Source organism: Bradyrhizobium sp. STM 3809, assembly GCF_000239795.1.
In the GTDB taxonomy this organism is placed as follows: Bacteria; Pseudomonadota; Alphaproteobacteria; order Rhizobiales; family Xanthobacteraceae; genus Bradyrhizobium.
Genome location: NZ_CAFJ01000171.1, coordinates 1 through 22858, shown reverse-complemented (window position 1 = coordinate 22858; position 22858 = coordinate 1). Strand labels below are relative to the sequence as shown.

Annotated in this window: 18 protein-coding genes and 1 pseudogene; 10 read left to right on the top strand and 9 right to left on the bottom strand. The window is 67.7% G+C overall.

The window, feature by feature from the left end:
* Window positions 1-85: 85 nt before the first annotated feature.
* Window positions 86-646 (top strand): carboxymuconolactone decarboxylase family protein, encoded by a 561-nt coding sequence (locus tag BRAS3809_RS09455; RefSeq protein ID WP_008961864.1) that lies wholly within the window; start codon window positions 86-88, stop codon window positions 644-646.
* A 145-nt stretch (window positions 647-791) separates the two neighbouring features.
* On the opposite strand, the gene BRAS3809_RS09450 is transcribed toward BRAS3809_RS09455, so the two are convergent.
* Together BRAS3809_RS09450 and BRAS3809_RS09445 are read right to left on the bottom strand one after the other, a co-directional pair.
* The gene (locus BRAS3809_RS09450; RefSeq protein WP_008961863.1) at window positions 792-2375 is read right to left on the bottom strand and encodes a glycoside hydrolase family 28 protein; all 1584 of its coding nucleotides are present in this window, start codon (window positions 2373-2375) and stop codon (window positions 792-794) included.
* 195 nt (window positions 2376-2570) lie between these two features.
* The gene (locus tag BRAS3809_RS09445; protein ID WP_008961862.1) at window positions 2571-3299 is read right to left on the bottom strand and encodes an SDR family oxidoreductase; all 729 of its coding nucleotides are present in this window, start codon (window positions 3297-3299) and stop codon (window positions 2571-2573) included.
* Between the two features lie 108 nt (window positions 3300-3407).
* Here BRAS3809_RS09445 and BRAS3809_RS09440 point away from each other — a divergent pair, with 108 nt between their 5' ends.
* Window positions 3408-4691, top strand: coding sequence for a hypothetical protein (locus BRAS3809_RS09440; RefSeq protein ID WP_008961861.1), 1284 nt, complete (start codon window positions 3408-3410; stop codon window positions 4689-4691).
* A 36-nt stretch (window positions 4692-4727) separates the two neighbouring features.
* On the opposite strand, the gene BRAS3809_RS09435 is transcribed toward BRAS3809_RS09440, so the two are convergent.
* Window positions 4728-6332: a hybrid sensor histidine kinase/response regulator gene (locus BRAS3809_RS09435; protein ID WP_008961860.1), complete on the bottom strand. Its 1605-nt coding sequence runs from the start codon at window positions 6330-6332 to the stop codon at window positions 4728-4730.
* Between the two features lie 432 nt (window positions 6333-6764).
* Between BRAS3809_RS09435 and BRAS3809_RS09430 the strand changes: the two genes are divergently transcribed.
* On the top strand, window positions 6765-7679 hold the full coding sequence (locus tag BRAS3809_RS09430; RefSeq protein WP_008961859.1) for a helix-turn-helix domain-containing protein: 915 nt from the start codon (window positions 6765-6767) through the stop codon (window positions 7677-7679).
* A 206-nt stretch (window positions 7680-7885) separates the two neighbouring features.
* Window positions 7886-8794 carry a LysR family transcriptional regulator gene (locus BRAS3809_RS09425; RefSeq protein WP_008961858.1) on the top strand — a complete coding sequence of 303 codons (909 nt, stop codon included), beginning with the start codon at window positions 7886-7888 and terminating at the stop codon, window positions 8792-8794.
* A gap of 315 nt (window positions 8795-9109) precedes the next feature.
* On the opposite strand, the gene BRAS3809_RS09420 is transcribed toward BRAS3809_RS09425, so the two are convergent.
* Window positions 9110-10549: a glutamine synthetase family protein gene (locus BRAS3809_RS09420; RefSeq protein ID WP_008961857.1), complete on the bottom strand. Its 1440-nt coding sequence runs from the start codon at window positions 10547-10549 to the stop codon at window positions 9110-9112.
* Between the two features lie 336 nt (window positions 10550-10885).
* Window positions 10886-12244 (bottom strand): aromatic ring-hydroxylating dioxygenase subunit alpha, encoded by a 1359-nt coding sequence (locus BRAS3809_RS09415; protein WP_008961855.1) that lies wholly within the window; start codon window positions 12242-12244, stop codon window positions 10886-10888.
* A 210-nt stretch (window positions 12245-12454) separates the two neighbouring features.
* Between BRAS3809_RS09415 and BRAS3809_RS09410 the strand changes: the two genes are divergently transcribed.
* Window positions 12455-13255, top strand: a complete 801-nt coding sequence (locus tag BRAS3809_RS09410) for an IclR family transcriptional regulator domain-containing protein (RefSeq protein WP_008961854.1) — start codon at window positions 12455-12457, stop codon at window positions 13253-13255.
* Window positions 13256-13992: 737 nt separating this feature from the next.
* Here BRAS3809_RS09410 and BRAS3809_RS09405 read toward each other — a convergent pair.
* Entirely contained in the window at window positions 13993-14292 is a 300-nt protein-coding gene (locus tag BRAS3809_RS09405) for a hypothetical protein (RefSeq protein ID WP_008961853.1), read from the bottom strand.
* An 81-nt stretch (window positions 14293-14373) separates the two neighbouring features.
* Between BRAS3809_RS09405 and BRAS3809_RS09400 the strand changes: the two genes are divergently transcribed.
* Both BRAS3809_RS09400 and BRAS3809_RS09395 read left to right on the top strand, forming a co-directional pair.
* The gene (locus BRAS3809_RS09400) at window positions 14374-15075 is read left to right on the top strand and encodes an alpha/beta fold hydrolase (protein ID WP_008961852.1); all 702 of its coding nucleotides are present in this window, start codon (window positions 14374-14376) and stop codon (window positions 15073-15075) included.
* A gap of 1 nt (window position 15076) precedes the next feature.
* Entirely contained in the window at window positions 15077-15418 is a 342-nt protein-coding gene (locus BRAS3809_RS09395) for a hypothetical protein (RefSeq protein WP_052523395.1), read from the top strand.
* A gap of 280 nt (window positions 15419-15698) precedes the next feature.
* On the opposite strand, the gene BRAS3809_RS09390 is transcribed toward BRAS3809_RS09395, so the two are convergent.
* Window positions 15699-16289: a TetR/AcrR family transcriptional regulator gene (locus BRAS3809_RS09390; protein ID WP_008961851.1), complete on the bottom strand. Its 591-nt coding sequence runs from the start codon at window positions 16287-16289 to the stop codon at window positions 15699-15701.
* Between the two features lie 197 nt (window positions 16290-16486).
* On the opposite strand from BRAS3809_RS09390, the gene BRAS3809_RS09385 reads away from it, so the two are divergent.
* The 3 genes from BRAS3809_RS09385 to BRAS3809_RS09375 are packed head-to-tail and all read left to right on the top strand — an operon-like array spanning window position 16487 to window position 20293.
* On the top strand, window positions 16487-16981 hold the full coding sequence (locus tag BRAS3809_RS09385; protein ID WP_008961850.1) for a (2Fe-2S)-binding protein: 495 nt from the start codon (window positions 16487-16489) through the stop codon (window positions 16979-16981).
* Window positions 16978-18036, top strand: a complete 1059-nt coding sequence (locus BRAS3809_RS09380; protein WP_008961849.1) for an FAD binding domain-containing protein — start codon at window positions 16978-16980, stop codon at window positions 18034-18036. Before BRAS3809_RS09385 ends, BRAS3809_RS09380 begins: the two co-directional genes overlap by 4 nt.
* On the top strand, window positions 18026-20293 hold the full coding sequence (locus BRAS3809_RS09375) for a xanthine dehydrogenase family protein molybdopterin-binding subunit (protein WP_008961848.1): 2268 nt from the start codon (window positions 18026-18028) through the stop codon (window positions 20291-20293). The genes BRAS3809_RS09380 and BRAS3809_RS09375 overlap by 11 nt, the downstream gene beginning before the upstream one ends.
* An 85-nt stretch (window positions 20294-20378) precedes the next feature.
* On the opposite strand, the gene BRAS3809_RS09370 is transcribed toward BRAS3809_RS09375, so the two are convergent.
* On the bottom strand, window positions 20379-22367 hold the full coding sequence (locus BRAS3809_RS09370) for a methyl-accepting chemotaxis protein (protein WP_008961847.1): 1989 nt from the start codon (window positions 22365-22367) through the stop codon (window positions 20379-20381).
* A gap of 188 nt (window positions 22368-22555) precedes the next feature.
* Window positions 22556-22741: pseudogene (locus BRAS3809_RS37595) on the bottom strand (methyl-accepting chemotaxis protein); the annotation flags it as partial.
* Window positions 22742-22858 lie beyond the last annotated feature (117 nt).

The window sequence follows — 22858 nt, the reverse complement described above, 5'->3', positions numbered from 1 at the left end:
ATGACGACACCTGATCGTGACTCGTTGCCCCCTTGCCCTCTCGGGCGGTGATGGTCAGCCTGTCGCATTGCAACAGGAGATCATGATGCGCCTTCCTATTCTGAGCCCCGACGCGTTGAGCGATGAGCAGAAGCCGCTCTATGCCGACATGAAGCAGGGCATCCAGGCGAGCTTCAAGGGCTTCGTCAACATCCGCGACGACGGCGCGCTGTTAGGGCCGTGGAATCCGTGGCTGCGCGAGCCGAAATTCGGCAGGCCGGTTTGGGAGCTGGTGAAGGCGATCGCGAACAAGCCGTCGCTGCCGGCGGCGGTGCGCGAGGTCGCGATCCTGGTGACCGGCGCACATTTCCGTTCGGCCTACGAGATCTATGCGCATGTGCACGTGGCCGAGCAGCGTGGTCTGTCCGACGACAAGCTCGCCACCATCGTGGCCGGGCAGCGGCCGGTCGATCTCACCAAGGAGGAAGCCGTCGCCTATGATTTCGCATCCGCGCTGGTCAATGGCGGCGTGCTGCCGGAACTGACCTACAAGGCCGCCGTGGCGCAGTTCGGCGAGCATGGCGCGGCCGAGCTGTCCTATCTGATCGGCATCTATTGCATGGTGTCGGTCACGCTCAACACGTTCGATGTGCCCGTGCCCGAGTGAGCGCGCCCGCGTCCTAAACCGCATGGCCGGGGACGGCCCAGCCATGCGGATGGAGATTTGGCGGTACCCGCGACGATGTCCCGGGGCCTGAAGGCGCGGACCGGCCGGCGTCGCATCGACAGGCCGGTCGCGCACAGCTCGCGGACTACATCGACGGCGGCGGCACGTCGCAGCCGGTCAGGCTCGACAGCCCGCCTTCATTGTCGAAGGCGTGGCCGCTCGCCGGCGCGGCGGTGCTGAGCGGCGCGATCGAGACCGCCTCGCAGCGCAGCTGGGTGACGTTGCGCAGCCGCATGAAGATGCCGCTGGGATTCGCCGAGGTGATGCTGATGCGGCTGAGCGTGATGTTGAGCACCGGCGATTCCGGAACGCCGATGATCAGCCCGCCGGACGTCACGACGTTCCGCACGGTCTGCGGGTTGGTCGCGGTCACATCCGAGATGGCGATGTCGTGCACGCGCGGCTGCGTCTCGGGGATCTGCGGCTGAACGAGGTCGCCTTGGGTGGCGGTCGGTATGGTCGGGTAGTATTCGCTGATCGAGATCGGCGTGGGCACATCGGTCATCGTCAGCCGCGAGATCTTCATGCCGAAGATCTCGTTGCCCCGGTCGCGGCCGGTCTTGATGCGGAAACCGTTGTCGGTGCCGAGGAAGGTGATGTCTTGGGCGCGGATGTGGTTCACGCCGTTCACGGTCTCGCTGCCGACCGACAGGCCATGGCCGCGCTTGAAGGTGGAGTGGGCGATGTCGACATGGCTCAGCGGCAGCTTCGGCAGATTATAGGGCGGCTTGTAGTAGGCAAAGGTCGGCACGCCCGGATGGGCAGGATCGATACCCGGCAGGCCGGACTTCAGCGCCAAATTGTCGTCGCCGGTGTCGATGTCCAGGTTGACCAGCCGAATGCCGGTCGAGCCGACCAGATCGATGCCGTCGGTGTTCGGCGCACCCGTCGGGTCATTGGCGTTGTTGTAGACGCGCAGGCCGTCGACCACGACGTCGGTGTCGTAACGCAGCCCGAGGTTCCACATCGGCGAATTGGTCAGCAGCACGCCGCGGATGCGTAGATGCCTGGAGTTGTAGAACTCGACGAGCCAGGGCCTCGGCAGGCCGTTCGAGGTCGGGATGTCCGGAAAAGCCGGGTACGGCGTCCCCGCCTTCTTGGCATTGGCGGCGAGTTGCCACCAGCTCAGCGCGCCCGGATTGTCGCTGGTCGCCGCGGCTGCCGGATCGGCGCCGCTGCCATCGATGGTGCCGTCGCCGACGATGCCGGTGTCCTCGGCGTCGATCGCGGAGATCATGGCCTCCGGCCTGCCGGACAGCGCGGGCCCGGTGCCGCTCACCGCGGGATCATTGGCGAAGCGGAACGGATAGCCGATGAAGGCCGGCTGATAGCGGCTGTGATCGGTGGTGTTCTTCAGCACGGTCGGCGCATCGATGCGCAGCACGACATGGCTCCTGAGCTGGATCGGCCCGGTGACGAAGGTGCCCCCACCGCTGATCGGCACGACGCCGCCGCCCTGCGCGCAATGATCGATCGCCGCCTGGATCGCCGCGGCGTTGTCGGTCTTGCCGTCATTGACGGCGCCGAACCGGCGCGAATCGCACTGCCGGGCGTGATCGTCGTGATCGCGATGGCCGCCGCGAGACTCGTCGCCGCGGACGACGCCGGCGGCCGTGATCGATCCGAGACATGCGAGCGTGACGGCCCGCAGCAGATGTTGCCTGCGCATGAGATCCTCCCGTTCGAGCCTCTCGGGGCTCTATCTGTGGTTGCCTCCACGTTATCGAACGGGATTGTGACAGCGGATGCGGTTCGCGCGCCGGCGATCGATGTTGTTTCGGTATCGGTGCGCCGAAGTTCCGGCATGGATGCGCCTCCGGCCGGCTGGACCGCGATCCTTGGTCGCGAAGGCCGGCTCGCCTTGCTACAGATCGAAATTGGTCGGCAGCATCACGACGTCGCGGATGGTCATGCCGCGCGGGCGGGTCAGCATGAACAGGATGACGTTGGCCACCTCGACGGGCTCCAGCAGGCTGCCCGACTCGCGCGCCTGCTTCAGCTTGTCGGCCGGCCAGTCGGCGATCAGCGCCGTCACCACCGGGCCGGGCGAGATCGCGCCGACGCGGATGCCGTGCTTGAAGACCTGCCGGCGCGTCGTCTGCACGAAGCAGTCGATCGCCCATTTCGACGACGCGTAGACCGGCTCCCACGGCGTCGGATAATGCGCGGCCAGCGAGCTGGTGACGATGATGTCGCCGGAGCCGCGCTCGATCATGTGCGGCAGCACGTCGCGCACGTTCTTGATGACGACGTTGACGTTGAGATGGAGCATGCGGTCGATTGCGTCGGATCTCAGATCGACGAGGTCGCCGCCGAGATAGCTGCCGGCATTGGCGTGGAAGATGTCGAGCCGGCCGGCCGCATCGAGCACGCGCGGCAGCAGCGTGGCGCAATCGGCCGCGTCGAGCAGGTCGATGACCACGGGGATCACGCCGTCGCCGTGCCGCTCGCGCAGGCGCGCCAGCGCCGCCGCATCGCGATCGATCATCACCACGCGCGCGCCGGCCGCCAGCATCGCCTCGCTGCTGGCAAGGCCGATGCCCGACGCCGCGCCGGTGACGGCGGCCACCCTGCCTTCGAGTTCCCTGCTCATCGCTTCCTCCGTTGTATGCGCCGAGCCTAGCGCATTTCCCGCGCCGCCGCTCGTTTGGACCCAACGCGACGGCTGCGCGTTTCCGTCCGGCTGCACTGAAGGAGACCGATGGAGACGATCGACGCCTATCTCGTCCGCAAGCATCAGGAGCTGCAGCTCCTGAACGGCTGCCTGCGGCGACCCTATCCGCTGCCTGTGCCGCGCACCGTCAGCGAGGTCGTCCGGCACAAGTTTCAGCTCGCGGCCGCGCTCAAGGCCGAACATGCGCTGGGCGACTGGACCGCGACCGAAACCGCCTGGGCGGATGCGCAGGACCATCGCGCCGGACCGTTTGCCTTCAGCTACGACTATCAACGTGCCGATCTCGACGTCCGCGGACCGTCGTTCTATGCGCTGGGTGATACGCCCGCGGACACCATCTACACGATCTCCGGCATGGCGGCGCTCGCGGCGCTGCTGCTGGCCACCCGGCCCGTGCTCGGCGAGGCCGAGCTGCTGATGCTGCCGGGGACGTATGGCGAGACTCAGGAGCTGGTCGCGGCGCATGCGCTGCATCTGCGCCCGCTGACGCTGTCACCCGACCTTGCCGAGCTGCGGATACGGCGATCAGCGGCGCCGCGGCTGCTGCTGCTCGACTCCAGCGCGACGGCGTCGCGATTCGAAGCGTTGCTCGGTCGCGACGATCCGGCGATCGATCTGTTGATCTTCGACACGACATGCTTTGCCAATGGCTCGGGCCGCATCCGCCGCGTGCTGGCTTGGGCGCGGGCCTGGGGCGTGCCGGTCGTGATGGTGCGCAGCCACACCAAGCTGGATTCGCTCGGCGCCGAGTATGGCCGGCTCGGCTCGGTGGCGTTCATCGATGCGATGCCCGCCGGCACGGCGGGCCGCCTCGCGCTCGACGCTCTGCCGGAGGCGACGCGAGACGCGGTCAGGCTGCTCGGCGGCGCGGCACTGCCGGCGCATTTCCCGCCCTATGTCGGCACGCCGGCCTATCGCGACCTGACCGCGCGGCGCGTCGCGGCGATCCTGCGCAACAGCCGCCGGGCACGGCGCCGGTTTGCGGCGAGGCTGCGCGGCCTGACCGCGGAGCTCGACTTTGCGCATGGTCTCTATGTGACGCTCGCGAGCTGCGCGCCGCTCGACGAAGCGACGGCCCGGCAGGCCGCCGCCGAGATGAGCGCGCATCTCCGGCGCGCCGGCCTGCCGATCCGTCACGCCGGCAGCTTCGGCTTCGACTTCGCCGCGACCGAATGGTTTCACGACGCCGGCACCGACCGCTACAGCGTGCGCGTCGCGGTGCCCGATCTTCCCACAGCGGTCTGGGACGAGCTGACCGACGCCATCGCCGATTGGTGGTCCGCGCATCACGCACGATCCGCCGCGGCGTAGTCGCGCGCCGCAAGGGCCAGGCGTTCGCGCGCCGCATCAGGTCACGCCGGTGGGGCCGTCGAGCAGCTGCCGGACGCGGCGCACCAGGTCGGTGCGGCGATACGGCTTGTTGATGATCTCGAACTCGCCGATATTGGCGTCGGCGCGCTCCACCGCGGCATCGGAATAGCCGGTCGTCAGCAGCACCTTCAGCTTCGGCTGGCGCTTGCGCGCCTCGCGCGCCAGCACGGTGCCGTTCATGCCGCCGGGCATCACGAGATCGGTGAACAGCAGGTCGAAGCGGATCTCCGAGTCCAAAAGCTCCAGCGCGGCATGCGCGTTGGCGGCGACCTCGGTGCGGTAGCCGAAATCCTCCAGGATCGATCGCGCGAGCTCGGCCACCTCGGCCCGGTCCTCGACGATCAGGATGCGCTCGCTGCCGGCGCGATCCATCGCCATCGGCGGCCGCACCGAGGGCGCGGCGATCTCCTGCTCGGTGGCCGGAAACAGCAGCTGCACCGTGGTGCCGTGGCCGACCTCGCTGTAGATATAGGTGCTGCCGCCGGACTGCCGGGTGAAGCCGTAGACCATCGCGAGCCCGAGGCCGGTGCCCTTGCCCTCGTCCTTGGTGGTGAAGAACGGCTCGGCGACGCGGGCGAGAATGTGGTGTGGAATGCCGACGCCGTCGTCGGAGACCTTCAGCGCGACATAGCGTCCGCCCTTGGGAACGCCGAACTGCACGATGTCCTCGTCGGCGATCTCCTTGTTCTCGGTGCGGATCGTCAGCGTGCCGCCCTGCGGCATCGCGTCGCGCGCATTCACGAACAGGTTGAGCAGCGCGACCTCCGCCTGGGTCTGGTCGACGCGGCTGTTCCACAGCCCCGGCTGCGCCTTGACGACGATGCGCACGCTCTCGCCGAGCGTATGCCGCGCCATCTGCACCATGCTCTCGATCATGTTGTTGAGGTTGATCGGCCGGCTGTCGAGCCGCTGCTTGCGCGCAAACGACAGCAATTGCTGCGTCAGGGTCGCGGCGCGGTTCGCCGCCGCGCGGATGTTGTCGACGGCGCGGCGGTGCCGCGGCGCGAGCTCGCTGACCGCGCCCTGCAGGGTCTCGGTGTAGCCGATGATGACCTGCAGGATGTTGTTGAAGTCGTGCGCGATGCCGCCGGTGAGCTGGCCGATCGCCTCCATCTTCTGCGACTGCACCAGCGCGCTCTCGGCATCGCGCCGGCGCGACACGTCGAGCTGCGAGCCGAAGAAATACACCAGCTCGCCATCGCGATTGTAGACCGGACTGATGAACAGCGCGTTCCAGAACGCCGCGCCGTTCTTGCGATAGTTCAGGATCTCGACCGCGATGTCCTGGCGATTGGCGATTGCGGTGCGCACGGCGTCGATGGTGTCGCGGTCGGTGTCCGGCCCCTGCAGGAAGCGGCAGTTGGCGCCGACGATCTCGGACAGATCATAGCCGGTCATCTCCAGGAAGGCGCGATTGGCGAACAGGATGGGATTGTCGTTCTGGCGCGGATCGGTGACGATCATCGGCATGCGTGTCGTCTCGACGGCCGCGAAGAAGATGTCGTGATGCTCCGTCGAGAGGTCGGACGCATCGCCGCTGTCGACGACCGCTCGGACGCGCTGCGGCTTCTGTTCTGACATTCTCTCCTGCTCCGCCTCTCCCGATCACGATCGGCATGACCGTGCTGCACGGACGCGCGACGCGCCCGTTCGATATGCCGTTGGGCGAGGTCCGGTTCCCGAATGCCAGCCGTGCCGGCTATCGCGCCTATCAGGCGCGCAGGGCTGAGGGCTGGCGTCACGCAAACGCGATCACACGAGGCGGAACCAGATCCAGCTGAAGTGACGTCGGTGCCCAAGCCATCGCGAGAGCGCCGCATTGGAACAGCACCCCTGCAAAATGAGACTTGTCATCTCTTTGTCACAAAGCCCGCACCGCGAGCAGCATGCTGCGTTTTTCGGCACGCCTCGCATGTCCTTTGAGTGACCGTCGCGCTGCGCTCGCTTGCCCGACTGAACAAACTGTGGTGCTTTTTGTCGTACGTCGTCACGCACGAGCATCGGGAAAGGCGCATGCGGAGCATCAGGCAGGAGGCGGCTCTCATCGATGGAATGTGGTCGTCACATCCCATCGCGGCGACCTCGTTCGAGAGCGCGTCGGGCGCCCTGCTGCGCCACTGCCGCTCGGACGACGTCGAAGAGATCGACGGCCGCCGCTTCGACGCAATGATGTTCTGCCTGCAGCTGCGACCGACCTCCGTGACCATCTGGCACAACGAACGGCAGGTTCATGCCGGTCCGGTGCCGATCGGCCTGTGGCAGGCGCATGCGCCGGGCGACAGCTTCCGCGCCGCGCGCGGCGCCGGCTTCGAGTGCATCCGCCTGATGCTGTCGAACGATGCGCTGGCCAACAACCTTCGGCAGTTCGGCTGCAGCGCCGCCGCCGCGCAAATCGAGTTCGCCAGTGTCGGGCACGACAGCAACGGCAGCCTGCTGGCGCTGTCGCGCGAGCTGCGCCGCGCGCTTCTCGACGGCGGCGGCTCCGCGGTCGAAGTGGCCTATATCGAAAGTCTCGCGACGACGCTGTTCGGGCATCTGTTGGTCCATCACTCGAACCGCGCCGGCGGCGCCTTGTCCAGGCCGCCGCGCAGCGCGGCGCGCATCGAGGACCGGCGGCTCAGACAGCTCATCGACTACTGCGACAGCCGGCTCGGCGAGAGCCTCTCGGTCGCCGACCTCGCCGCCTTTCTCGATCTGTCGGTGCCGCATCTCACCGAGCTGTTCCGGCGCGGGCTCGGCTGCTCGCCCTATCGCTGGATCATGCAACGCCGCATCGAGCACGCCCGCGCGATGCTCGCCGAGCGCGACCGCTCCATCACCGACATCGCCATCGCGCTTGGCTTCGCGTCGTCGCAGCACTTCGCCACGGTTTTTCGCAACGCCTGCGGCCTGACGCCATCCGAATACCGTAAGCAACTGTCTTCCTGACGGAGCCCGCCGGCGGGCCGGAAAACGACCCGTGGATTTTGTACATCGTCCGCGATCCGTGAACGCCGGCCGTCGTGCTCATTCGCATAGTTGCGGCGCCGTCCGGCACGAATAGCCCGGCGCGTGCTGCAGCGTTCCCTGGCTTCGGCCGGGCTCCCCCAGCGTGCCGGCCGGCGCCTTTGCTTCCCGCTCACAGGTTTGCGCCGATGGAGATGCACCAGGTCCGCTACTTTCTCACCGTCGCCAAGCATCTGAACTTTTCCCGCGCCGCCGATGAATGCAACGTGACCCAGCCGTCGCTGTCGCGCGCCATCAAGCAATTGGAGGCCGAGATCGGCGGCGAGCTGTTCGTGCGCGGCCCGCCGTCGGCACGGCTGACGCCGCTCGGCCACGCCGTCCATCCCGCGTTGAAACAATGCTACGAAGCGGCCCTCGGCGCGCAGTCGCTGGCGATCTCGTTGAAGCGGCGGGCGCAGACCAGCCTTCGCCTGGCGGTCGCCGAATCGATCGATCTGGCGCCGGTTCTTCCGCACATCCAGCGCGTCCGAAACCGGTTCGAGCACCTCGACCTGACGGTTCAACGCGGCGACGCGGCCAAGACCGCCGCCATGCTGCGGGACGGCGATGTCGAGCTGGTGATCGCGGTGAATCTGCACGAGGCCGGCGCGTCGCTGCACCAGCTGCCGCTGTTCACCGAGGGTTTCGATCTCGTCGTCCCTGCGCAGCACCGGCTTGCCGGCCAGCCGCTGGTTCCGGCGCGTGAGCTGCGCCGTGAGCCGCTGCTGATCGGAGCCTATTGTGAGCACACGCAAGACATCCTCGACGAGCTGAGCAGCCTCGGCGTCGCCGCGCCCCGGGCGGGCGAGGTCCATGCCGAGCGCGACCTGCTCGGGCTCGTTGCCGCCGGCCTCGGCATCGCGCTGTTGCCGCGCAGCGCCCCGCTGCCGATGGGATTGCAGCGCATTCCCGTCGCCGGCCTCGCCATCGAGCGGACGGTGAGCCTGTACAGCGTGGCTGGGCGCCCCTGGAGCCGGATCGGCGCGTCGATCATCAACCAGTTCCGCCGGCTCCGACCCGACCGCGCCCAGCTCGACGCTGCCGGCGAAAACCCGTAGAGGCGGCGCCCGGCAATCGTGAGCGATCTGCGCACCGCACGAGGAGGCCTCGTCATGGCAGCAAAGCACGCTGCATATGGCACTGAAAGTTCCACGCAGATTTCGGTCCTGATCCTCATGGCGAGGAGGCGCGCAGGGCCGGCTCGAACCAGGAGGCCCGGGTGGTCGGCCTCGCCCTTCGAGACGCCCGCCTGCGGCGGGCTCCTCAGGGTGAGGGGATGAAGGTCGTGCAGGGCGACAGGGAATGAAGTCGAAGGGACATCTCTCATCTGGCCGCGAGCGAAAACCTCTTTCCAAGCTGCCGCGACAACCAACTCAGAACATCTCGAAATATTCGCGCTGTTCCCAGTCGGATACTTCGGCGTTGAAACGATCGATCTCGGCGGTCTTGATGAAGGTGTAGTAGTCGATGAAGGTGGCGCCGAAGGCTTGGCGGAAGAACGCATCGTCCTTCAGCGCGTCGACCGCCTCGCGCAGCGATTTCGGCAACAGGGCCGCCTTGGTCTCGTAGGGTACGTCGGCCGACGGGCCGGGATCGAGCGCGCGGTCGATGCCGTCGAGGCCGGCTGCGATCTGCGAGGCCAGGTAGAGATAGGGATTGGCGGCCGGCTCGCCGATGCGGTTTTCGAGCCGCGTCGCCGGATCGTCGGCGCCACCGAGCACGCGGATCATGACGCCGCGGTTGTCGCGGCCCCAGATCGCGCGGTCCGGCGCCAGCGAGTAGGCGCGATAGCGCCGATAGCCGTTGATGGTCGGCGTCGAGAACACCGCGGCTTCGCGGGCATGCGCCAGCAGGCCGGCCATGTAGGCGCGGCCGAGCGCGGACAAGCCTGCCGGCTCCGACGTCATGAAGGCGTTGCTGCCGTCGCGCGCGACCAGCGACTGGTGCAGATGCCAGCCCGACGACATCACGTTGGGAATGCGCGGCCGGCACATGAAGGTGGCGTGATAGCCGTGGCGTTGCGCGATCTGCTTCACGGCGCTGCGGAACAGCACCATCGTATCGGCGGGATCCATGCCGATGCCGGGCTGCAGCACGAACTCGCATTGGCTCGGGCCGTATTCGAGCTCGATCGAGCGCAGCGGCAGGCCGAGCGCGGTGAGATGAGCGCGGATGATCTCCAGCGCCGGCTCCATCTGATCGAAGCGCTGCTCGGTGAGGTACTGATAGCCCTGGGTGAGCAGGCTCACCGTCGGCGGCACGCCGGGCTGTCCCGGAGAGCCGGCATCGGTCGGCGACAGTCGCGGGTCCTCGACCTTGAAGATGTGGCACTCGACCTCGAGACCGGCCTTGAACTGATAGCCACGCTGATCGAGGGTCGCGAGCGCGGACCGCAGCAGATTGCGCGTGGCAAATGGCACCGGCGCGCCGTTCGCGAAATACAGATCGCACAGCACCCAGCCGCTGCCGGGCGCCCAGGGCAGCACCCGGAACGTGGTGGGATCGGCGACCATCAGCGCATCGCTGCCGCCCTGCATCTCGGCCATGCCGAAGCCGCCGCCGGCGGTGAACACCGGAAACACCGTGCGGTGCGAGGTGTCCTTGGCGAGCAATGTCGTCGTGATCGAGCAGCCGTCCTCCAGCGAGGACAACGCGGCGTCGATGCTCAGCGCCTTGCCGCGCAGGATGCCGTGCTGGTCGGGGAACGAGAAGCGGATGGTGTTCAGGCCGTGCTCCTCGGCGAGACGGCGCATGCGAACCGCGGCGTCAGCCTGCTCGGCGGTCCACAGTCGATGCCTGGCGACGAAACTCAACGATGGCTCCTGAGTAGAATGGTTGCTTGCGCGATCGAGCCCACGGCCGTGCGGCAGGCTCGGAGAGAACCTCTCCCCGCATTCCAGAGGTCAATCGCGCGTGGAGATCGGAGTATAGCGCTCGTCTGTGTCCACGTCGTCATGGCCGGGCTTGTCCGGCTTGTCCCGGCCATCCACGTCGTTCGGCATCCTGAGAACGACGCGGATGCCCGGGCCTTCGCCGCGCCGAAGCGGCTTCGGCCGCGCAGGCGGGACAAGCCCGGGCACGACGGAGGAACCAGCTGACTGGGCCGTGCGTCGCAGCAGCCCCAACGAAATGCCCGCTCACGTCTCTCCTCACTCCGCGGCGCTCAGATGCGGCGCCAGGCGGATGATGTCGGCCGGCACCGGCGCGGCCCAGGGAGCGCCGCGGCGGCGGCGGACGTCGACTTCCATCCAGTAGGTTTCCCAGCCGCGGGTCGGGCCGATGCCGTCCATCGTCGCCGGGCCCTGCACGCTGCGCGCGGCGGCGGCATCGAGATGCAGCATTGGCGGCTCGCCGCGCGCGACCGCCTCGATCTGCTCGCGCAGCAGACGGCGATACTGGACGATCGCCTTGTCCGACTGTCCGAGATGCTCGCGGGTGCGGTCCTGGATGCGGCCCATCGACTCCACCGCCCACTGGTCGTGCACGTTGATGTCGTTGCCCATGCCGGTGTAGGTCGCGGTCGCCTGCTCGCGCGGATCGAAGCCGTAATCATTGCTCTTGTTCTTGCGCGAGCGATAGTCCGGCAGCTCATAAAGCTCCAGCCGCTGCGCCCGCATCTTCGCACGGTCGACCGGCGCACCATACGATGTGAAGATCGCGTACCAGTAGCAGGTCTCGTCATCGACCGGCACGTGCCACTGCGTGATCGTCATCTCCGTGCTCATCGGAATCACGAAGGCATGCGGGAACAGCTGATTGGTGACGCGGACATGGGTCCGCTCGGAATCGATCTCGCGCAGCGCGATGATGCGCAGGCCATATTCGGTGCGCTCGACATTGATGATCGGGCGATCATAGTCGCGCAGCACCTTGGTCATCGGCAGGTCGCTGTCGGCGGAGGCGCCGCGGAACTGCTTGCCATAGGCGGTCGACGTATCCTCGTCCTCGAAGAAGCGGTGCAGGAACGAGGCATGCGCGGGATCGATGCCGACTTCGAGCGCCTGCAGCCAGTTGCACTCGATCAGGCCCTTGAAGGCGAAGGTGTAGGCGTCGGGCGCGGTGAAGCAGTCGAGATCGGGAAACGCCGGCGGAGCGCCGTCGCCCAGCCAGGCCCAGAGGATGCCGCCCTTCTCGACCACGGGATAAGAGCGCTGCTTGACGTTCTTGCATAGCGGCGATCCGACCGGCTCTGCGGGCGTTTCCAGGCAGGCGCCGTCGACGTCGAACAGCCAGCCATGGAACGAGCAGCGCAGGCCGCCCTGCTCGAGGCGGCCAAAGGCGAGATCCGCGCCGCGATGCGGGCAGTCGCGATCGAGCAGGCCGTAGCGACCCTGCGCATCCTTGAAGAGCACGAAGTCCCCGCCGAGCAGCTTGACCGCGCGCACGGGGCGCTCGCCCGCGAGCTCATCGACCAGCGCAGCCGGCTGCCAGTACATCCTCATTAGTTTACCGGCGGGTGCGTCGGGTCCGATGCGCGTGATCAGATCGTTCTGCTCCTTGCTCATCATGATGGCCGTCTCTCCTGTTCCGTCGCAAGTCGGGCGTTGACGTCACGCGATCATCTAATATTGTTCGCTAGACGAACACATGTTCGCCAAGATTAGATTCGCTTTAACTGGGGAGAAGCGCAAGTGAAAAAGCTACAACCGAGGCCGAAGGGCAAACGGACAGCAGCTTCACTGCGGCCGAGAACAACAACAGCGGATCGTGTCAGGCCGATGCCAAAACTAAAGCGGACTGATGAGGAGAAGAAGCAGGCGCGTGGCGACGGACCCGAGTTCGTCGAAGCGCTCGATCGCGGACTGAGGGTGATACAAGCCTTCAGCCGCGAACGCAGGCCGATGACATTGAGCAAGGCCGCCGAACTCACAGGTCTCGCGCGCGCCACGGTGCGGCGGATCCTGCTGACGCTCAAGGCCTCGGGCTTCGTGCATGGCGACGATCGGCTGTTCTCGCTGACGCCGCGCGTGCTGCTGCTAGCATCCAGCTACCTCGGCTCGAACCAGATCAACACCGTGATACAGCCATTGTTGGATGTCGCGGCGACGGAGGCCCGCGAAGTGTGCTCGCTCGCGGTACTCGATGGCGATCAGGTGGTATTCATCGCGCGCGCGACGCCGACGCGGATGTTCTCCAGTGGCCTCGAGATCGGCTACCGGCTGCCGGCCTTCTGCACCTCCGTGGGGCGCGTGCTGCTCAGTCGCATGGCGGACGATCAGCTGCGGCGGGCCGTCGAGCAGATGTCGCTCACGCCGATGACGCCGCAGACGTCCACCGACAAGGAGGCGCTGATCGCCGCGATAGCAGCCGTCCGCAGCGACGGCTATTCGCTGGTCGACGGCGAGGCCGAGCCGGGCTTCCGCTCCATCTCCGTGCCGATCCGCCGCTACGACGGCTCCATCGTCGCGGCCGCGAACATCGGCGGGCATGTCGACCGGATTACGGTCGACGAGATGAAGGAGCGGTTCCTGCCGCTGCTGAAGCAGCTCGCGACGACCGTGCAGCCCCTGCTGGTCTGATTGCATTGATCCCGAGCGGCACCGGCTTCCCTGAAGCCGTGCCGGCCGACAGGCGGCCCTGCGCATCACGCCGCCATTTCCTCCGCCTCAGTCCCCTGCCAGCACGCAGCGCCGCCTGTCGGCCGCGGACGAGGCGCTTCTCCGGTCACCATCGATCACGTCTCCCGGCCATGGCGCTGCGTTGCGCCCATCCCGCCGCGCCATCGCTGCACACAGGCTGAACACGCTCCGCGCGCCCCTGCCTGACGACGACGGCAGCCGGCCTGCGACAATCGCTCCGATCGTCTCGACCTCATCTCAGTGCTACTGACGGACATCGCTGCAACAGGCCGCGCAACGGCCGCGCGACGACGTCAAGTTTTGCAGGCCACGAACTAATCGTTGTAGTCGCAACGCAACCGCACACGCGCGTGCTGCCAATTACGTGATATTATTTTGACGTCCGTCGCAGTTGCCACGATTTGAAACACCTCCAGGTATCATCGCGCTGCTGCCGGCGGTGGCATGGTCCGGCGCGGAAGTAATTAGATCGGACGCAAAACGGCACGTTGTGGACGCTGCCATCGGTTTGCCGCGAATGATCCCGCGCCCGCCACCCGCGGCTGCCGGCGCGATGTCGCGGCGGCCGCCGAGCCCGAATAGGTGCGTGATGACCACCGATATTGCCCGTGAGCACGGCGACGACCGCGCGGCCGACCATCATCGGCCGCCCGGTCTCTTGCACGGTCGCGCCTGGCTCAGCCGATGAGATGGACCAGCGTGTAGACGTATGACTTCGCGCCCTTGCGGCTCACCCAGTCGCCCGCGGGCGGCACAGCGCCCTGCTCGCCCGGCAGCACGTTCCATGGCCGGCCCATGCAGGACTGCGAAGCCTCGTCCCAGGCGACCCAGCCCCACTCCGGTTTCCACACGATCCAATAATCTCCATCGGCGCGCTTGAAGCCGATGCTGCCGTCCGGCCGGACCATCCGGGCAAAGCTGTAGACGAGATCGTCGCTCTGGCGGCGCAGCTCGAACGCGAGGACTTCGTTGGACATCGGCGGTGTCTCGCGCAAAGATGGCACATCGGGCGAACGACACCCGCCGACAAGCATAACGCCGTTCCAGGGGGAAAAACCATGACTGATGCGCTGCCGCTTGTGCTGGTGCCCGGACTGATCTCGTCACCCCGGATCTATGCCCCGGTCGTTCCAGCGCTGTGGCGAACCGCGCCCATCATGGTCGCGAACCACATTCGCGATGACAGCATGGCCGCGATCGCGCGCCGCATCCTGGCCGAGGCGCCGCCGCGCTTCGCGCTCGCCGGCCACTCGATGGGCGGCTACATCGCCTTCGAGATCATGCGCCAGGCGCCCGAGCGCGTCGGCCGTCTCGCGCTGATCAACACCCAGGCGCGCCCCGACACGCCCGAGGCGAGCGCGCGCCGCCGCACCATGATCACGCGCGCGAAAGAGGGCGAGTATCACGCCGTCGTCGACGAGCTGTTCGCGGGCTTCGTCCATCCGTCTCGCCAGGACGATCCGCGGTTGCGCCAGATGGTCCACGACATGGCCGACGAGGTCGGCGTCGACGGTTTCGTCCGGCAGCTCACCGCCATCATGGCGCGCCCGGACTCGCGGCCGACGCTCACCGCGATCCGCTGCCCGACCCTGGTGCTGACCGGCGACACCGACAACACCATTCCGAACAGCCTGTCGAAGGAGATGGCCGACGGCATCAGCGGCAGCTGGCTGGTGGTGCTCGACAATTGCGGCCACCTGCCGCAGCCGGAGCAGCCGGAGGAAACTGCGCAGGCGTTGATGGAGTGGATGCGAGGGTGAGATGGCCACCACAGTCTATTGCTGGCGGTGCGGCATCGAAGTGCCCATGCTCGACGAGCAGGAATGGGCCGAGATCGAGCCTCTCCTCAGGAAACGGTTCGACGACATCAAAAACTATCGGCGGGCGAATGAATGCACTCTCGGACAAGCCACCGCCGCCGTCGATAGCAAAGCGGGCGCGCTGCAGCGCTACCGTGAACTGGCCGGCTTTGACGAGACGAACGCCCTTGCGATCTGGCACCATCGCCGCAGCGACTTCGGTCGACCATGCACATCTTGTGGGAAGCCGTTGAGAACACCGCGCGCGAAGCTCTGCGCCGCCTGCGGGACGCCGGCCTCCTAGCATCCTCCAGTCCCACTGTCGTCATTCCGGGGCATTCGCGCAGCGAATGAGCCCGGAATCCATACTCACAGGCTTTGATGAGGGAGCGAGACGGCCGTGGGAAGGCACGGCACATCCCGGCAATCGTCGTGGATATGGATTCCGGGCTCGCGCTTCGCGCGCCCCGGAATGACGATGGAAAGAGCATCGGATTCGACACGGCATCGCCCGGACGAGAGCGCCGTCGAACAGGGTGACATGGGCAAGCCCATGCTCAGCTCACGCGTCGCGTGAGGCAGGATCACTCGCGCGCCTTCCCCGTCTTCATCCCATCCACGAACACATCCAGCAGCCGCAGCACGCTCTGCTGCCAGCCGGTCTGGTCGTGCATGTAGCACATGCCGATCAGGGCGCGCAGCACGTCGTCGGCGCTGATGTCGCTGCGGATCTCGCCGGCCGCGACGGCGCGGGCCAGCAGTGCGCCGATCGAGCGGGTGAGATGGCCGTGCGAATAGGCGGCGAGCTCGGAGTTGGCATTCATCACGATCGCCAGCGCCGCCATCATGCCCTTCTTGGTGGCGACGAACTGCACCGTCGAGCGCAGCCAGCGCCTGAGCGCCTCGACCGGCGACGGCTCGGTCTTCAGCTCCTCGGCAAGCTCCGCGAGCTGCTCGACCTCGCGCCGATACACCGCCTCGAACAGATCCTCGCGGGTGGGGAAATGACGATACAGCGTGCCGATGCCGACGCCGGCCTGGCGCGCCACCGCTTCCAGGCTCGCCTCCGCGCCGCCGACGCTGAACACAGCCTTCGCCGCCTCGAGCACGCGCTCGCGATTCCGTTGCGCATCGGCGCGCGGCTTGCGGTGGCGCTCTTGTGGTTTCGTCTCCATCTCACCAGCTCTTGATGACGGACCGTTCATGTCCCCTTGCTAAGCGGAGGCGTCCTCCGTATAACTAGACCTGCCACCCGGGACAGCCAACCTTCCTCAGCTCGTCGTCCCGCGGTTGCTGGATCTGGACGGACGCTCGCCCGTAAGGCGATGTCCGCTGCGATCCGATTAGGCCATCGCTTCGATCGGAACAACGCATGAATTGGACTGTCAGACTCACCGTCAACGGTGAGCCGCGAACGCTTGCGCTCGACGACCCCCGGGTCACCCTGCTCGACCTGCTGCGCGAGCGCCTCCACCTCACCGGCACCAAGAAGGGCTGCGACCGCGGCCAGTGCGGCGCATGCACCGTGCTGGTCGACGGCCGCCGCATCAACGCCTGCCTGACGCTGGCGCTCAGCCTCAACGGCGCCGCCATCACCACCATCGAAGGCCTCGCCCAGGGCGACCAGCTGCACCCGGTGCAGGAGGCGTTCATCGCTCACGACGCCCTGCAATGCGGCTTCTGCACGCCGGGCCAGATCATGAGCGCGGTCGGCCTCATCAACGAAGGCCATGCCGGCGACGACCCTGAGCGCGTGCGCGAGGGCATGAGCGGCAATCTCTGCCGTTGCAGTGCCTATGTCGGCATTGTCGAGGCCGTGTGCGCAGCGCAGGCGACGCTCGCTGAGCAGAAGGAGCGCGCGGCATGAACCGGTTCGACTATGTGAAACCCGCGACCGTCGCGGAGGCGATCGCCGCCGCTGCGGCGCCCGGCGCGGCCTATCTCGCATCGGGAACAAATCTGCTCGACCTGATGAAGGGCAATGTCGTCCGGCCGGCGCGACTGGTCGACATCACCGGGCTCAAGGAGCTGACGCGCATCGAGACGTCGGGCAATGGCGATGTCAGGATCGGCGCGCTGGTGCGCAACGCCGATCTCGCTTACGACGCGTCCTTCGCCAAGGATTTTCCCGCGGTGGCGGAAGCGCTGCTGTCGGGCGCCTCGGCGCAGCTGCGCAATGCGGCGACCGTCGGCGGCAATCTGCTGCAGCGGACCCGCTGCGCCTATTTCTACGACACCGCCTCGGCCTGCAACAAGCGGACCGCCGGCTCCGGTTGCGATGCTCGCGACGGAGAGAACAGCCAGCACGCCGTGCTCGGCTGGAGCGAGGCCTGCATCGCGACGAATCCGTCCGACTTCTGCGTGCCGCTCACGGCGTTCGATGCCATCGTCGAGATCGAGGGGCCGGCTGGCCGGCGCGAGGTCTCGCTCGACGCGCTGCATCTCTTGCCCGGCCGCACGCCGGAGCGTGAGACGGTGCTCGTCCCCGGCGAGATGATCGTCGCGGTCCGGCTGCCGGCGGCCGCGCGCGCCTTTGCAGGACACGCGCGCTATCTGAAAGTCCGCGAGCGCAACTCCTACGCCTTCGCCGTCGTCTCCACCGCGGCCGGCCTCGTGATCGAGAACGGCAGCATCAGGGAGGCGCGGCTCGCGCTCGGCGGCGTCGCCGCCAAGCCCTGGCGTGCCCGTGAGGCCGAAACTCTGCTCGCGGGCCAGGCAGCGGATGCACGCGCGTTCGAGCGGGCCGCCGACGCGGCGCTGCGCGACGCGAAACCCTCCGGCGACAACGCCTACAAGATCCCGCTCGCGCGCCAGCTGATCGTGCGCGCGCTGCAGGCCGCGATGCAGGGCACGCCGGCGCGCATGCCGGCGCTGCCGGCCTCCCCCTTCTCCTCCGTTCCAGGAGTGCTTCATGACGCCTGAGCTCAACCTCTCCCGCGATCCCGCCCACATCCGACACGGCTCGAACATCGGCCAGCCGCTGTCGCGCGTCGATGGTCTCGCCAAGGTCACCGGCCGCGCGACCTACGCGGCGGACAACAACCCGCCCGGCCTGCTCTATGCCGTGCTGGCCGTCTCCAGCATCGCGCGCGGCCGCGTGACCGCGCTCGATGTGGACGCCGCGAAGGCGCATCCCGGCGTGGTCGAGGTGATGACGCAGGCCAACCGGCCGCCGCTGCATGCCGATCCCGACGGCAAGCCGAACCCGTTCGCCTTCAGGTTCGAGGCGCTGCAGAACGACCGCGTGCGCTACGCCAACCAGCCGATCGCCGTGGTGATCGCCGAGTCGCTGGAGGCCGCCACGGAAGGGGCGGCCCTGCTGGCGCCGCGCTACGAGGCGGAGCCTGCGCGCATCGGCCTGGATGCCGATGCCGCCTATGTGCCTCCCGCCGTCGGCATGGGCTCTCCGGCCGAGGAGCGCCATGGCGACGTCGAGGCCGCGCTCGCCGGCAGCGACAGGCAGATCACCGCGGTCTACGAGACGCCGCCGCACTATCACAACGCGATGGAGCCGCATGCGATCGTCGCGGAGTGGCAGGGCGACAGGCTCGTCATCGACACGCCGACGCAGGGCCTCGTGATGATGCGCGCGCGGCTTGCCGAGCTGTTCGGCATCGCGCCCGAGAACATACTGATCCGCAGCCCCTATCTCGGCGGCGGTTTCGGCGGCAAGGGCCTGATGGCGGGGCCGCAGGTGCTCGGCATTCTCGCCGCGAAGATGGTCGGCCGGCCGGTCAAGCTGGTGGCGCGCCGCGAGCAGCTCTACGGCCCGTTCGGCCATCGCTCGCCGACCCGGCAGACCCTCCGTCTCGGCGCCAACGCCGCGGGGCAGCTCGCCGGCATCCATCACCACGCCCGCATCGCGACCTCCAGCTTCGAGGACTTCTACGAGTCCGCGGCGCATCTGACGCATACGCTGTATGCCGCACCTGCGATCGCGACCACCTATGATGCCGTGCGCATGGACACCGGCACGCCGCTGTTCGTGCGCGCGCCGGGCATCGCGCCGGGATCGATCGCGCTGGAGAGCGCGGTCGACGAGATGGCCGCGGCCTGCGGGCTCGATCCGCTCGCCTTCCGCGTCAAGAACTACGCCGAGGTCGAGCCCTCGACCGGCAAGCCGTTCTCGTCCAAGGCGCTGCGCGAATGCTACACGCAAGGCGCCGAGCGCTTCGGCTGGTGGGACCGTCCGCTGAAGCCGCGCATGATGCGCGACAAGGATGGCTTCCTGGTCGGCTGGGGCATGGGCACCGCGACGTTCCACGCGCTGATGTTCGCAGGCCAGGCGCGCGCCGTGATCCGGCGCGACGGAAGCGGCGTGGTCGAGAGCGGCGCGCACGACATGGGCCAGGGCGCGTGGACGGCGTTCGCGCAGATCGCGGCGGACTCGCTGGCGCTCGAACGCGACCAGGTGACGTTCAGGGCCGGCACGTCGGACCTGCCGGATGCCGGCATCGCCGGCGGCTCGGCGCACACCGCGACCGTCGGCACGCCGATCCACAATGCCGGCGCAGCCGTCATCGCCAAGCTCGCCGAGCTCGCGACGTCAGACCAGCGCTCGCCGCTGTTCGGCGCCGGCAATGCCGGCGTGATCGCCCGCAGCGGCCGCCTGCTCCGGCGCGACGACGAGGGCCGCGGCGAGAGCTATGCGGACATCCTCGCGCGCGCCGGCCTCGACCAGGTCGAGGGCTCCGGCAGCGGCATGCCCGACCCGGCCGCCAACGAGCAGTACGCGATGCATTCGCATGGCGCCGTGTTCGCCGAGGTGAAGGTCGATCCGGATCTCGGCCAGGTGCGCGTGACCCGGATGGTCGGCGCGTTCGCGGCGGGACGGATCATCAACCCGAAGCTGGTGAAGAGCCAGCTGATCGGCGGCATGATCTGGGGCATCTCGCTGGCGCTGCACGAGGAGGCGGTCACCGATCCTCGCAGCGGGCGGATCATGAACGCCAATCTCGGCGAGTATCATGTGCCGGTGAATGCCGATGTCCCGGCGATCGAGGCCTTCACGGTCGAGGAGCACGATCCGTTCGTCAATCCGCTCGGCATCAAGGGCGTCGGCGAGATCGGCATCACCGGCTCCGCCGGCGCGGTCGCCAATGCCGTGGCGCACGCCACCGGCTTCCGCGTCCGCCGCTTCCCGGTGCGGATCAGCGATCTCGTGCGCGCGGGAGCGTGACGAACGCGGCGCCGCGCATGTGAAAGAAAAAAGCCTCCGCCGTGCAGGCGGAGGCTTTGTTCGTTGGAGCGGCGTTCGGCGCGATTCAGGCCGCCTGGCGCAGGAACGAGGACCTGAACCAGGTCACGAACGCGTCGCGCCGGGCGCCGAGATCGAATTCGACCCGCAATGCATCCCTGTCGCGGGCGCGAACCTGGTAGGGCACATCGCCGTCGAAGCCGGTGAATTGCAGACGGCCGCGATCGCCGATCCCGGGCTCGGGCTCGAACCGGAACCAGGCGCCGCCTTCGGAGATGTCGACCAGCTCGGCCTTCACCGGCCGCTTGCGGTCGTCGATCACCTTGATCGGCAGGTTCGACCGGACGCGCGGTGCGTTCCGGCGGTCGGCTTCGGCGGTCGTCGTCCTCACCACCCTCACCAGGGTCGCGCGCAAGGTCGTCAGGTTGGAGGCGACCTCGCCGATGGCGCTGCGCACCTCCGCGGCCCGGTCGTTCACCATGCCCGCGTCCTTGCCGACATTGCCGATCTTGGACGACACGTCGCGCGCAGCACCGGCCGAGGAGTGCACCGAGCGGCTGATTTCCTGGGTCGCCGCATGCTGCTCCTCCATCGCCGCGGCGATCGAGGCCGCCACCTCGTCGATCTCGGCAATCTGGCCGCCGATGCCTTCGACGACGTCGATGGTCGCGTGCGTGGTGGCCTGCACCTCGCCGATCAGGCGCGAGATCTCCTCTGTCGACTTCGCGGTCTGATCCGACAGCGACTTGACCTCGGCGGCGACCACCGCGAAGCCGCGGCCGGCCTCGCCTGCGCGCGCCGCCTCGATGGTGGCGTTGAGCGCCAGCAGGTTGGTCTGCTCGGCGATGCCGCCGATCAGGTTCGAGACCTCGGCGATCTTGTCGACGGCCTTCGTCAGCGACAGCATCGTCGTCTTGGCCTTCTCGCGCCCGGTCACCGCCGATTTGGTCAGGGTGCTGGCCCGGGCGACCTGGCTCGAAATCTCGCGGATCGCCGAGCTCAGCTGCTCCGCCGCCGACGATACGGTCTGCGCGTTCGCGAGCGACTGCTCCGAGGCGGCCGCGACGGACTGCGCATCGGCCGACAATTCATGCGCAAGCTCGGACAAGCCGCTGGCGACGGCTTCGACCTGGCGTGAGGCGCTTGCCGCCGCTTCAACCGAGCTCCCGGTCTCGCGCTCGATCACGTCGGCCATGTCGAGCATGGCCTGCTTCTTGGTCTGCTCAGCCTCGGCGCGGTCGCGCTCCTGCTTGTCGCGCAGATTGGCGTTCTCGATCGCGTTGGTCTTGAACACGCCGAGCGCCCGCGCCATCGCGCCGATTTCGTCGCCGCGCTGGGCAAATGGAATCTCCGTGGCCAGTTCGCCCTGCGCGATCCGCCGCATCAGGCCGGTCATGCGCGACAGCGGACGAACGACGCCGAGCACGAGGCCCGTCATTCCGGCGACCACCAGGACCATCACGATGCCCGTCACGGCCCAGACCACGACGGAGATGCTGCTGTCCTGGGCCGCGGCCGCGGCCTCCATGTCCGAATTCAGCTTGTTCGCCTTGTCGACCAGCGTGTCGATCACCGCGCGATGCGCGGCATAGGCGGTGCTGAGGCGGGCATAGGCGGCCTCGGCTTTCGCCACGTCGCCGGCGCGCAGCGCCGGGATGAGATCGGTCTCGGCAGCCTGCCAGAACATCTTCACTTCGGCGTCGGAGCGCTCGACCAGGAGCGCCTTCAGATCGGGTTCGAGCGGCGAGCCGGTCCAGAACGCCTTGCGGTCGTCGTAGTCCTTCTTGAGCTGGGCCAGCTTCTTGACATGCGCGTCCACGTTCTTGGGATTGCGCAGCGCCAGCGTGGCCTCGAGATAGGCTTCGATCACATATTCCGGCGGCGGCAGGATGTCGGCCACGAGGTCGTTGCCGAGCTTGATCTTGCTGTACAGCGGCCCGCCGACCTTCAGCTCACGCAGCGCATAGGCGCTGGTGAGCACCACGGCACCGAAGCCGAGCGCGAGAACGAGACCAAAGGCAGCAATGACGGCAGAGATGGAGAGTCGCATCTTCATGTTGGATGAGAATCCTCGTCGACGAATCGAAACGACGCGCGGGCCCCGGCCAACCCCGCCCTCCGGAGAGGATCGCTGGCGTCATCCCCCCGGGGCCGTCCAGCAACGCATTTATGATTCGATCAACATGCACAGCTCTTTCTCAACCAAGGTAAACTTCGCCGCCCGTAGAAATACGGCTCGGCGTTGGCGTCACCGGCGCGCGCCGCCTCGATCGTCGCATTCAGCGCCAGCAGATTGGTCTGCTGCGCGATGCCGCCGATCAGGTTAGAGACCTCGGCGATCTTGCCGGCCGCCTCCGACAGCGACTGGATCGTGCTGGTCGCCGTTTCGCGCTTGGTCACCGCGGTCTTGGTGATGGCGGTGGCGCGGGCGGGCCAGCGCCGCCCCGAACCAGGTGATCGAATGGTGTGCGCCGCCGCAGGCTTGCTTGTCGAGGCGGCTCGGATTCACGTTCCGCGCTTGGACTGGCGGGACCCACCGGGCCGTGG